The following is a 12,717-nucleotide window of genomic DNA, read 5'->3' as shown; positions in this document are numbered from 1 at the left end:
CAGAAATAGAAAAACTAATTTCGTATAATAAATATGAATTAGTTTTTCTATTTTTATTGATTTCAGCTTTAATTAATGACTAATTAACTTATTGCTGTCATATAATATGTCTTATAATAAACAAAATGCAACATTTTATATTAAAATGTTGCATTAAAATTTATAATTCTATTCTTATTTACATTCTATATATCGTCACCAATTTAAAATACTTTACCCTGTTTACTAATTTAATTTAATATAAATTATCATTAATATTATAGATTAATATTCAAAAATACAGAGTCTTTATCATCCTGCTTAATTCCTAAATATCTCCTTGTTATTTCATAAGAAGAGTGATTGTATATATCCATTAATATTGCTGGTGGTGTACCACATTTCCAGGCATAATACCCAAAAGTCTTTCTCATAGAATGACAGCTTATCCCGCTTTCCATATGAAGTTCATTAGCTGCTTTCTTAATAATTCTAAAAGCCTGTGAACGGCTCAGTGGCTTACCTTTTTTCTGCCCATTAAATATATAATCACATTTTTTTATATTATATAAGCTATCCATATACATACCAAGTCCCTGCTTTATATTGTCATTAATTGCAATTCTGGTCTCTTTATTAGTCTTTTTTTCTATTATTATTATATGTTTAAGAAAATGTTCATTTTTAAAATCATACACATCTTCCCATCTTAACTGCAAAACATCACTAATTCTCAACGCAGAATTCAACCCAATACATATCAATGCATAGTTTCTGACATTCGGTCTATTGTTCAAATAAAATTCCTTAAACAAATTTAATTCATCATTACTTCTTATAGGTTGTGCTGTACTCAATAATCAATACCTCCAATATATAAATGCAACATTTTAATATAAAATGTTGCATCAACAAGGAAGTAAATGTGAATAGTCCAATCCTCTGCGACTATTCATAGACAAGGAGGTTAATGTGTTAAAACTAACAATCAAACCCGGCGAGTACATCAACATTGGTGATGACGTAAGGGTTATCTATTCGGGAGGCTCAGAAGGGAACATTCATCTTTTAATAGATGCCCCAAGGGAACTCAACATTGTAAGAAGCAAGGTTCTTGCAAGAAATACTGCCAATTCGGACAAGAAGGAGTCCCGCTATATATCTCCATATTATGCGGAACGCGGACTTTCTCCGGAAACACTTTCCAAAATCCGCAGGCTTATAAGAGAAGATAAGAAGATGAATAAGCAGGTTGTAGATAGGAAAGGGGACATCAGTCAGGATAATATACAGGGTTAGCATGGTAACACTGTTTATTATATATGCGTATTAACTGTTAAGGCTGATGCCAGCAGTTCTAATACATTCCCGGTAAGGGAGATGGGAACGGATTCCCGAACAAATATTATATTTACACGGAGGTACACACTATGGTAGTACAACACAATATGTCAGCTATGAATGCTAACAGAATGTTAAGCGGAGTTTCATCTGCACAGTCAAAATCAACAGAGAAGTTATCATCAGGTTACAGAATTAACCGTGCAGCAGATGATGCAGCAGGACTTTCTATCTCAGAGAAGATGAGAGGACAGATCAGAGGTCTTAATCAGGCTTCAACTAATGCTCAGGATGGTATCTCACTTATCCAGACAGCTGAAGGTGCTTTAAATGAATCACATTCAATTCTTCAGAGAATGAGAGAGCTTTCAGTACAGGCTTCAAATGGTACAGAGACAGATGACGATAGAGAAGCAGTTCAGAACGAAATTGAACAGCTTCAGAGCGAATTGACAAGAATCTCTGAAACAACAGAGTTCAATACTATGAAGTTACTTGATGGTTCACGTTCAGGTAGTGCTGTTAGTGCTTCAGTAAGCAAGAGTGCTGCTAGTGCACTTACTAAAGTGGATGCTACAACACAGGTTAATACAGCAGCTGATGCTTTTGATGCATTAGCAAGCGGAAAGGACTCTACACTTGCAGTTACAGTAATAGATAAGAATGGTAATTCATCTACAGTTAAAGTAACAATTACAGGAGATACTAAGACAGCAGATAATGCGGATGGTGAAAAAAATACAGCACAGGCATTTGCAGATGCTTTAAAGGAATCAAGCCTTGGTGATTCATATGATTTTAATGTGAATGGAGATGGTAAGCTTGAATTTACAGCAAAGGAAGCAGGAAAGACAGCCAATTCTATTCTTTTATCACAGGATAATGCAGCAGCAGTTAAGACAGCTGAATCAACAACCGGCGTAGATGCTTATTCACAGATTACAAAAGCTATAGGTTCATATACAGGTACTGGTAATATTGAAGATAAGATATTTACAGTTAATGGTGAAAAGTTCGCATATGTAGATGATCCAGCAAGCTTAGGTGATGATTATAAAGATGTTAACTATGTAAAGGTTGGTACAGCTGGTGCAGTTGGAGAAGATGATGCATCTGCTATGGCAGCTTTAATTAAAGCTAAGACAGGTATTGATGCTGAGGCAGATAATACAGCAAAGGAAACAATTAATTTAAAGGCTGGTACAGCTAATACAGGTAAGGGAATTGAACTTCAGATTGGTGCTAATGAAGGTCAGACAATGAGCTTTACACTTGATGATATGAGTGCTGATGCACTTGGTGTTGGTGGAAAGTCAGTAGACTTAAGTTCTCAGGATTCAGCTAAGACAGCTACAACAGCTATTGATGCAGCTATCAAGAAGGTATCTGCTTCAAGAGGTAAGATGGGTGCTGTTCAGAACAGACTTGAGCATACAATCAACAACCTTGATACAGCTTCTGAGAACCTTCAGACAGCTGAGTCACGTATTCGTGATACAGATATGGCAGAAGAGATGGTTAACTACAGCAAGAATAACATCTTAGCTCAGGCTGGACAGTCTATGCTTGCACAGGCTAATCAGTCTAACCAGGGTGTTCTTACACTTCTTCAGTAATCAGTTAGAATATTACTACTAGATTATTAAGTAACTGATATAACAATAAATAATCAAAACAGCTAAGTCAGATTATTAAAAAATTATATAAAAACAACCCCACACTATATTCCATGCACATATTGTGGGGTTGTTTTTCATTAATAATTCTTTATAGCATTGATAGCTTCATCTCTGGATAGCTGGTAATCTTCAACAAGTTTATTTATCGTATCTTCATCTGATAGGTTCATATCTTTACATAATTTAATAAACACTTTTATTCCGTTAGAACGCTCCTTTTCTTCTCCTTTAATTATGCCTAGTTTTTCACCCTCAGCGATACCTAACTGGCGTCCTTCCTCCTTAACTATTTCAAGATGTCCTTCCTCGTCATATTCATAAATACTCACAGTAATCACTTCCTCCCTGTGATTTTTTAGAAATTCCGACAATACATTTTCAGCTATACACTCATCAACCGCTTCTATAACAGCAGTACGGATATCAATCTTCTCAATATCAGTCTTAACTCGAACTTTATTAACAAATGTCATATAGTCCTTAAGTGTTTCACATTTAGAAAGAAATTCAGAGCTGTATGTCCGTGAATTGATGGTATTACCTGCATTGATATTCTTATTGGATTTATCAAAATCATATGATTGATTAATACCATTAATAATATCATTCTTCTCGTTATCCAATGATTTTTTATTAATAATAGCTCCAGTATTAATGTTAATAACTCTTACAATAAGTTCCAACTCCGGACAATCCATTTTCTTCTCATACATATCCGATAATCGAAGAGTACTTTCCACTTCAAGCGGCTGTTTACCATTATAAAAAGTAACAAAATGTGGTACTGGAATTTTAAGCATTGTACTTCTGTGCAAATCACTATTGTTATACATCTGCCTATATACATCAGATAAATAGTGCAGAAATCGCAACGGCATATTCGGATTGCGGCTGGATTGCTGTTCAAACATATACAAATCCTGCCCAAACACAAATGAAGCATCATTCTTATATTTCATATACACACCACCCTTAAGAGTAGTAACAGTTAAATCATCTACATTAGTATAATTAGTGTCATTCAACCCATTATAAAGGTCCAGAAGATTATTCTTATCCCTGTACAAAAGACAGAATACATTATCCTTATATTGTCTTATTGTTGTTGGCTGATGTCCAGAAATAGCTGCATTTACGACATTTTTATTATTGAATTCAGAAAATGTCGTCTGTTTAGTATTGTCATTATCTATTGTTCTCATATATTCTCCAATCATATGTATAATATTTGACTGCATAATTAACAAATAAACAATTAAACATATGACTATGTCATATAAAAATTTCATATAAAATTATAATCATACACATTGTGCAAAAAATATAATTAATTATCCTATTAATATACATTCAATTTATACATTACTAAATTGAAGAACTATATGTATATATTATCATCAGGGAATTGTTATGACAAGTGTGTTAAACCGTTAGATATTGTTAATTATGCTATAAGATAAAAGCTATAGCAGAAGAGTATTATAACAAAATATTATGAACCCCAATTCATAAGTTAAATTGCAATTAAATTATTATTGTTATAATAAATTATTACGCGTAAATATATATTATATATATCACATAATAAATATAAATGCAAGCATTATTATACTATAAATATAAATAAAGAATTATAAATTAACATAATCAAATAGAACACAATATAAACAGACATACAAACAGCAATATCAATATAGACAAAACTATTCCCCAGCCCCTTCATCGACCTGATAGAGTGGGATAGTAGCAGCAATTCTTCTGTGTTCTTCTTCCATAGCCGCATAATGCTTCGCAGTTGTGTTAATATCTTTATGCCCAAGTACATCACTTACAAGTCTTATGTCGCCTGTGTCTTTATAAAGTGCTGTACCATATGTGCTTCGCATTTTATGTGGAGAGATTTTTTTATCAGGTGTTGCATTTTTTGCATATTTTTTTACCATACGTTCAATTGCACTTACACTCATACGGCTTTTTTTCATTGAGATAAATACTGCCTGTTCCTCTGACTCTGGATTACCAAGAAGCAACGGACGTTCATTATCAATATAGTCTTTTAATGCATTTTCTGTAATCTCATTGAAATACAGATGTGCATCAGAACCACCCTTTCTTACAATATTGATTGTTCTGTAATTAAAATTAATATCATCAATATCAAGACCTGCACATTCAGATACTCGTATTCCTGTGTTAAGAAGCAATGTGATAAGAGCTGTATCCCTGAGTTGTGTCTTCTGACACTTCTGTATCTGAAGCTTATTGCCTTTAATATTCGTATTGGACACAACATTTAAGAGGTCATTAACTTCTTCATCATTAAGCCTGATTATGTCTTTCTGAGGCATTTTAATTCGCTTGGCAGCCCCGACTGTTGGATTATTCTTCATATACTGATGTGTGCAGGCAAATTCAAAAAATCCCCTTAAAGCCGCCATTCTGCGGGCTATTCCTTTATCCTGATTTTGATGTGTGCTTCCATCATCATTATTAAATCTTAAATATCTCTGATACTCATTAATATCTTCAAATGTAAGATTTTCAAGAAAATCTATTGTTATATCCTTAATTACGGTATTTTTTAACATAGTGTTTTTCTCTGTAAGAAATCTGAAAAATGTCTGCAAATCATACGCATACGCAATTACCGTATTAACCTGTGATGACAACTCCTTATCATCAAGATAAGAAGTCACATATGGCGGAAGCTTAGCTTCAAGCATACGAAGCTTTGTAAGCTGTTTTTTATTCTTTTCCTTATAATAATCTGAATCAATTCCCATACTTTATATTTCCTTACCTTTGTGGTCATAATTAATTTATTCAACATAATACATTTAATATAGTATAACGCCGATAAAGCAGGATTTATCGGCGTTATGTTATCATATCTTTATACTACCACTTTTTCTGCAGCTTAGCAACCTGATTATTTGCCAAAATGCTTTGCAACCTCTTTAAGATTATTAATAATTGGCAAATGCTGTGGACAGACTCCTTCGCACTGGCCACACTCAATACAATCACTTGCTTTACCGAAATTATTAGTAAGTCTGTCATAATATTCACCCTGAGGTGTCCAGCCCTTGTCCTCAATTTCCTGTTTATCAGCATTATATAATGAGAAATATTTAGGAATTGCTATGTGCATTGGACATCCATCTGTACAATATGAACATCCTGTACAAGGTATTGCAATACTTTCATTTATCATATCCGCCGCATTATGTACAAGCCTGATTTCTTCATCATTAAGGGGTACAAAATCCTGCATATAACTTGTATTGTCAAGAAGCTGTTCCATATTACTCATACCGCTAAGAACCATTCTTACATTTGGCAGACTCGCAACAAATCTGATAGCCCAGGATGGTACTGACATATCTTTATTATATCCTTTGAATTTATTTTCAACCTTTTCTGGTACTTTGGCAAGTGTGCCACCTTTAACTGGCTCCATAACTATTACTGGTTTGTTATGCTTTGTTGCAACCTCATAGCATTTTCTTGACTGAATAGCCTCACTTTCCCAGTCAAGATAATTAATCTGTAACTGCACGAATTCCATCTCTGGATGCTCTGTAAGTACCTTATCAAGCAAATCTGCATTATCATGGAAAGAAAATCCAATATACTTAACTAAGCCTTTTTCCTTCTTATCAACAAGCCAGTTAAAACAGTCAAGCTTTTTATACACTTCATAATGGTCAACTCCAACATCGTGCAGTAAATAATAATCAAAATATGTAACACCTGTTTTACTCAGCTGTTCGTTAAACACTTTATCTCTATCTTCAAATGTCTTTATAAAACCTGCGTGCAGCTTAGTTGCAAGTGTATATTCATCTCTGTTATGTCTGTCTACAAGTGCCTCTTTAGCTGCATTTTCACTCTTAAAGCCACAATACATCCACGCTGTATCAAAATAAGTAAAACCTTTTTCAATAAATGTATCAACCATTTTCTTAGTTAATTCAATGTCAATGCTAGAAGCTTCATTCTGATTAAGAAGTGGAAGTCTCATAAGACCAAATCCTAACTTCTTGCTTCCATTAAATATGTCTTCCATAACTTTTACCTCCTGTTTATTACATATTATATATAATATTGCCTTACTGGAACCATAATATTATATATGAAATAACTAATCTAAATTTACAATATTATAATTCTTACAAAATTCACCTTACAATATTCTCCCGAACTTCTTCCGTAATTATTATACCACCTTGTGCGTTCCATTCGCTAACAAATGTATCAAAATAATCAATGTCTGCTTCCCCACTTATAATCTTAAGGTATGCTTCTTTTTCAAGACTTTTAAGCTTCCACCATCTATTCTTCATAGTGTCTGTCGTCTTAAAATATAACGACTGCTTAATCACTATATTGCCTTCGTCTAAAAGCCGGCAGGCTTTAATTCGCGACATATACGCCGCCCACTGCGTGCTTGTTGCACCTTTTCTTCCTGACTGTGAATATTCCTTATATGAATCATCTGTATTATATTCATAAGATGTATTGGCAAGACCTGTATTGTTAAGGTATGATTTGCAGGCATTATAATATGAGCGTTCCAGCAATTCCAGATTATCACTATCTTTTCGTCCCTCAATTGCATCTGATATATTTCTATAGCATATTGATAAAGCATTATTATAGTCAACATTAATTGATAATGGTCTGGCTGTTGGCTCAACATTTAACTGATAATAATTATCAAATTCTTCTGAGTCTGCACAATCAAATCTTATCTTATCAAACATAACACTTATCATCTTAGCCGCAATCTCTGGATATTCATAGCCTTTTCTGACAACTACATATTTGTAGCAGGGATTTTGACTATGGTATTCTGTTACATTATCGCCTGTTGATATCAGATATGGCTGCCAGTTAGAATCAGGATTAATGCTGACAGCATTGGCAAGTGGATTGTTAGGTGCCCACCAAGGTCCAAAAAATGAGCCACACAAGCCATTTTCTATAAGTTCACATATATTAGTTGATGTCCTTAATAAGAAATCATTATCTATTATCTTCTCATTATATAACTGGTTGATATATTCAAGTGCATTTTTAGCTTCATCAGTTACAGAACCATATACAATCTGTCCGTCATCATTCTCTATCCATTGCTTAGGATAAGCATTGAAGCTGGCAAATATTATATCAAGCAGGAACTCACTGCTATATCCACATTCTCCTGCCACCGATGTATCTACAACAAGTCCAACTGTATTACTGCTGCCATCCTCTGCCACACCATTATTGCCAGGATCATAGGTTATGAAATGCCTTACAATATTAACAACATCGTCTACAGTACGCGGTTCTGAAAGTCCTAATATATCCATCCAGTCTTTGCGGAGCCATACAAGATTAGGTCCGTCAGTAATATTAGTCTCAGGAAGTGCCATTATCTTTCCATCATATGTTACCATATCCATAAGTGCACTGCCATAACTTGCATACATACTCTTTATTCTATCTGTAAGACAATTATTGTAGCTGTCTGTCAAATCCTCTATCATTCCATTTTCTATAAGCTGTTCCAGCTCACTCTGGCTTGACACAACCATAATATCAGGAAGCCTATTCATTGAAACAGCCATTGATACATTAGTATTATACTGACTGTCATTAGCCTCAAATACATCTACATTCTGCACATTAAGAACCGACTTTATATATCTCGTATACGCATTATCAGTATATGTATCCATAGCTGGCATATTCGAATTATTGACACTTGTCATCTTTCCAAGAGTATATTCAATCATATCAGGATAAGCCCCAAATGGCGTTGTCTTAGCAGTACTAACTGCTTCATTATAATCACTGTCATTATAAACACCTTTAGCCGGGCTGTTACACCCGGCTAAAAGCGTTATTACTGTTAACATCATAATGGTATATAAAAGCTTTGCAATACATATGGTACTGCTTTGCTTATATATTATATTAATACCAGAATTATTATTTATCTGATGATGCACAAACATAATATTTTTCCACCTATTCCTGTCAGCCTTTAACTGCTCCTGACATAGACTCATTATAGCACTTTTGCATAATCATAAACAAGGCGGCAATTGGAATTGATATAAGTACTGCACCAGCAGCAAATCTTGTATACCACACATCAACATATTCCTTCTCAAGCATCTGCCAAAGACCAATGGCAACTGTGTAATAATCAGCATTAGCACGGCATATTACTCTTGCAAATATAAAATCCACCCAAGGTGCTATAAAAGATGTTAGAACCGTGTATACAATAATAGGTTTGCTTAATGGAATTGTAATCTTGGTAAATACCTGCCATTTGGTAGCACCATCAATTAATGCGGCTTCATCAATAGTCTTAGGTATTGTGTCAAAAAAGCCTTTGGCGATATAGAACTGAATACCAGCCGAAGCCGAATACACAAGCACCAATGCCACTCTTATCATACTTCCCTCTGACAAGCCGATAGCCTTTAATATGTAATACACAGCTATCATTGCCATAAATGCCGGAAATAAACCAAGTATCATTGCAACATTCATCATAGCTTTTCTCATCTTGAACTTAAGTCGTGACATACAATAAGCTACTGATAATACAAAAAATGTAGATATAATACAAGAAAATACAGCCACAATCAATGTATTGGTAAACATTCGTGGGAAATTAAGTATTCCCGTATCTGTAAATAACTTAATATAATTATCAAGTGAATAACTTTTAGGAAAGAATGAGCTTGTATATGCTCCCTTCTGTGCCCTGAAGCTTGTAAGAATTATCCATACAAGCGGACTTACCCACACAATCGCAAGCACTGTAAGCACCGTATGTGCAAGTATATTTTTTATAGTTTTCTTCTTTTTCATTGGAATCCCTCCTCATCTTTATAAGATTTGGTTCTCCTGTATACAAGAAGTGAACCGAGTGCAAGAAATACGAATGTCATAATACCTATAACAGCTCCAAGATTATAATACTGGTAATCTACCGTCATCTTATAAAGCCACGTTACAAGCAGATCTGTCTTTCCTGCTGTATGTCCCGCAAGCACTGGGTCGCCCTTTGTAAGCAGATACACGATATTAAAGTTATTAACATTAGCAGTAAATGTAGTTATCAGGTAAGGTGTTGTTACAAATAACATATAAGGCATAGTTATTTTAAAGAATTTGACAAAGCCATTAGCTCCGTCCACATCTGCCGCCTCATATAATTCCATTGGAATATTCTGCAATATTCCTGTTACCTGCAATATTGTGTATGGAATACCAATCCATAGATTGACTATTATAACTGTCATTCTTGCCCATGTTGCATTAGTAAAGAATGGAAGTGACTTGCTTATCCAGCCAGCATTTTTTAATACAACATTTATAATACCATCCTGTGCCAGCATACTTCTTATTATAAGAAGTGATACGAACTGCGGAATTGCAATTGATAATATGAATATAAATCTCCAGAATGACTTAAACTTAGTTCCTTTTCTATTAATAAGCAGTGCCACAAGAATTCCAAGTATATAATTAAGAAATGTAGCTAATACTGCCCATATAATAGTCCAGCCAAACACTGACCAGAATGACTGTCCTATTGAACTTCCTGAATTAAATATAAGCTTAAAGTTCTCAAGCCCTACCCAGTCAAATAATACAAGATGACTGTCTACCTTGCTGTAACTTGTAAATGCCATTGAAATCATAAATACAAGCGGAAGTATTGTGAATACAAGTATTCCTGTAACTGGGAGTACAAGTAAAAGCTTATGAAGATTTTCATTGAACAATGCTTTAATATCTTCCACAAATGTATTAATATGCTTACCCTGTTTCATTCTTAACTCTACATTATAAGCACTTTTTAACGAACTAACTGCAAGAATAATATAGGCACATATAATAAATATTACAGTTATTCCATAAAGCAGAATAAGCAGCGAATTATCACCCTGTACATACTCATATATTCCAAGCTTTTCATTCCATATCTCTTCCTGTTCCCTGCTGCCAAGACCAGGAAGTCCTGCAAGACAGCTGATTCCTTTTATTATCATAAATATTATAAATGCTGCCTCTAAAGCTATATATAATATTCCTTTTATTATCTGTCTGCCCCTGAAATTACCAAGTCCGAGTATTAATAAACTGAGTTTTGTCGTCAAATCGCCATATTTCATAGAATTACGAAATGTAATGTCTTTCATTGACCACACCTCCTGACCATTATATGATGTCAAGTAAAATTCTGGGTCAATTAATACTGACCCAGAATTGCTAGAATTGATATTTACTATTTTACAATTGATGTATTAATCTGATTATAGAAATCTAATGTCTTGGCTTCTGCATTATCAGCAGTAACCTCACCGTTAACAATTGCTTTAGCAAAATTCTGAGCTGGTGTCCAGTAAGCATTCATACCTGTAACTGTAGGCTGAATTACAGATGTCTTATTAAATGTATCATTCTGTGCTGATACAAGAGCATCTTTCTTAATTACATCTGTTGCAAGTAACTCTGTATTACAAGGAATAACATTTCTTAACTCATAATGCTTAGCCTGTGCATCCTTGCCTCCAAGATATTTAGCAAGTGCAACTGCTACCTGCTGATACTTGCAATTAGGGTTAACTGCTATAGCCTTTGAACCTGCAAATGCTTTAAGCTGCTTATCTGTTCCGTTAATCTTAACAGTTGGTAATGATACTGCACCAAAGTTATCTCCTAATATTTCCTTAACACTCTTATAATCCCATGAACCTGAGAAGTAAGCACCAACGCTTCCATCTCTTAAACCAGCAATACCTACACCCTGTAAATCATTGACAAAGTTAGGATTATTAACAAGTGCAACTAAAGCCTTGGTTGCTTGTGTTCCTTTATCACCCTTAATATCTACGCCTGCTGAATTATCCTTGCCGTCTTTTCCGAAATATGTACAGCCATTAGCAAGATAGAATGATGACATATACCAGCCTTCTGTTATATTAAATGCTACCTTGTTCTTTGAAAGCATTGTATCAAGACTCTTTATATCGCTTTCTGAGAATTTGCTCTTATCATAGAACATAAACCATGTATTAGTAGTAAATGGAACACCATATACACTGCCCTCAACTGATACTGAATCAACTATTGCACTTGAATTAGTACTCTTAACATAATCTGCTGTTTCACCGCCAAGCTTTGCTATAGCATTTGCATCAATAAGTGTCTGCAACTGATCATTAGCGAAGAAATATACATCGCCTGAATTCGCAGGATCCTGTGTAACTGTCTTACCTGCATCTGTCTCAGAACATACTCCGTATTCAAAAGTCAGATTCCATTCAGGATGTTCTGAATTGAACTGCTCGCACATTGTCTGAAGCCATTTGCCATTTTCTTCTGCCTGATCCTCTGCCGGGCCCCATACCTTAATAGTGGCTGTGATATTCTCATTATTATCCGCTGATTTGTTATCACTTCCTCCACAACCCACAAGCAATGAGCCACACATTGTTGCTGCCATAACCGCAGCCGCTAATCTTTTAAACCTCATAAACATACCTCCATTTCTTAATGCGTTTAACCGCTGATATGTACCATCTCTTTATATAATACCCATCACCTTGAATACATATTCTATACAATTCATTTGGTACATATCTTTTTGTAATTTATTTACAAGTTCTTTTGATAGTTTAATTATATGTTTATTTTATGAGAA

10 protein-coding genes are annotated in these 12,717 nt (G+C 34.4%); 2 read left to right on the top strand and 8 right to left on the bottom strand.

Annotated elements, in window-relative coordinates; genetic code table 11:
- Positions 1 to 257: 257 nt before the first annotated feature.
- Positions 258 to 776, bottom strand: coding sequence for a tyrosine-type recombinase/integrase (locus WMO14_RS09165; protein WP_349153714.1), 519 nt, complete (start codon positions 774 to 776; stop codon positions 258 to 260).
- 175 nt (positions 777 to 951) lie between these two features.
- Here WMO14_RS09165 and WMO14_RS09160 point away from each other — a divergent pair, with 175 nt between their 5' ends.
- Positions 952 to 1,278 (top strand): carbon storage regulator, encoded by a 327-nt coding sequence (locus tag WMO14_RS09160; protein WP_055306476.1) that lies wholly within the window; start codon positions 952 to 954, stop codon positions 1,276 to 1,278.
- A gap of 131 nt (positions 1,279 to 1,409) precedes the next feature.
- A complete protein-coding gene (locus WMO14_RS09155) occupies positions 1,410 to 2,936 on the top strand; it encodes a flagellin N-terminal helical domain-containing protein (RefSeq protein ID WP_349153713.1) in 1,527 nt (508 codons plus the stop codon).
- 140 nt (positions 2,937 to 3,076) lie between these two features.
- Here the strand turns inward: WMO14_RS09155 and WMO14_RS09150 are convergent, their stop codons facing one another.
- The 7 genes from WMO14_RS09150 to WMO14_RS09120 form a co-directional block, all read right to left on the bottom strand.
- A complete protein-coding gene (locus WMO14_RS09150; protein WP_090139549.1) occupies positions 3,077 to 4,201 on the bottom strand; it encodes an RpnC/YadD family protein in 1,125 nt (374 codons plus the stop codon).
- A 501-nt stretch (positions 4,202 to 4,702) separates the two neighbouring features.
- On the bottom strand, positions 4,703 to 5,782 hold the full coding sequence (locus tag WMO14_RS09145) for a tyrosine-type recombinase/integrase (protein WP_090139547.1): 1,080 nt from the start codon (positions 5,780 to 5,782) through the stop codon (positions 4,703 to 4,705).
- Positions 5,783 to 5,928: 146 nt separating this feature from the next.
- Positions 5,929 to 7,068 carry an aldo/keto reductase gene (locus WMO14_RS09140; RefSeq protein WP_349153712.1) on the bottom strand — a complete coding sequence of 380 codons (1,140 nt, stop codon included), beginning with the start codon at positions 7,066 to 7,068 and terminating at the stop codon, positions 5,929 to 5,931.
- Positions 7,069 to 7,180: 112 nt separating this feature from the next.
- Positions 7,181 to 9,058, bottom strand: a complete 1,878-nt coding sequence (locus WMO14_RS09135; RefSeq protein WP_349153711.1) for a type 2 periplasmic-binding domain-containing protein — start codon at positions 9,056 to 9,058, stop codon at positions 7,181 to 7,183.
- Positions 9,027 to 9,875 (bottom strand): sugar ABC transporter permease, encoded by an 849-nt coding sequence (locus WMO14_RS09130; RefSeq protein WP_055175384.1) that lies wholly within the window; start codon positions 9,873 to 9,875, stop codon positions 9,027 to 9,029. The genes WMO14_RS09135 and WMO14_RS09130 overlap by 32 nt, the downstream gene beginning before the upstream one ends.
- Positions 9,872 to 11,212: a carbohydrate ABC transporter permease gene (locus tag WMO14_RS09125; RefSeq protein ID WP_055175386.1), complete on the bottom strand. Its 1,341-nt coding sequence runs from the start codon at positions 11,210 to 11,212 to the stop codon at positions 9,872 to 9,874. The genes WMO14_RS09130 and WMO14_RS09125 overlap by 4 nt, the downstream gene beginning before the upstream one ends.
- 86 nt (positions 11,213 to 11,298) lie before the next feature.
- Positions 11,299 to 12,549 (bottom strand): extracellular solute-binding protein, encoded by a 1,251-nt coding sequence (locus tag WMO14_RS09120; RefSeq protein ID WP_349153710.1) that lies wholly within the window; start codon positions 12,547 to 12,549, stop codon positions 11,299 to 11,301.
- Positions 12,550 to 12,717: the final 168 nt, after the last annotated feature.

It is taken from the genome of Lachnospira rogosae (ex Hitch et al. 2025) (genome assembly GCF_040096455.1).
Taxonomy (GTDB): domain Bacteria; phylum Bacillota; class Clostridia; order Lachnospirales; family Lachnospiraceae; genus Lachnospira; species Lachnospira rogosae.
This window is presented reverse-complemented; position numbering and strand designations above follow the sequence as displayed.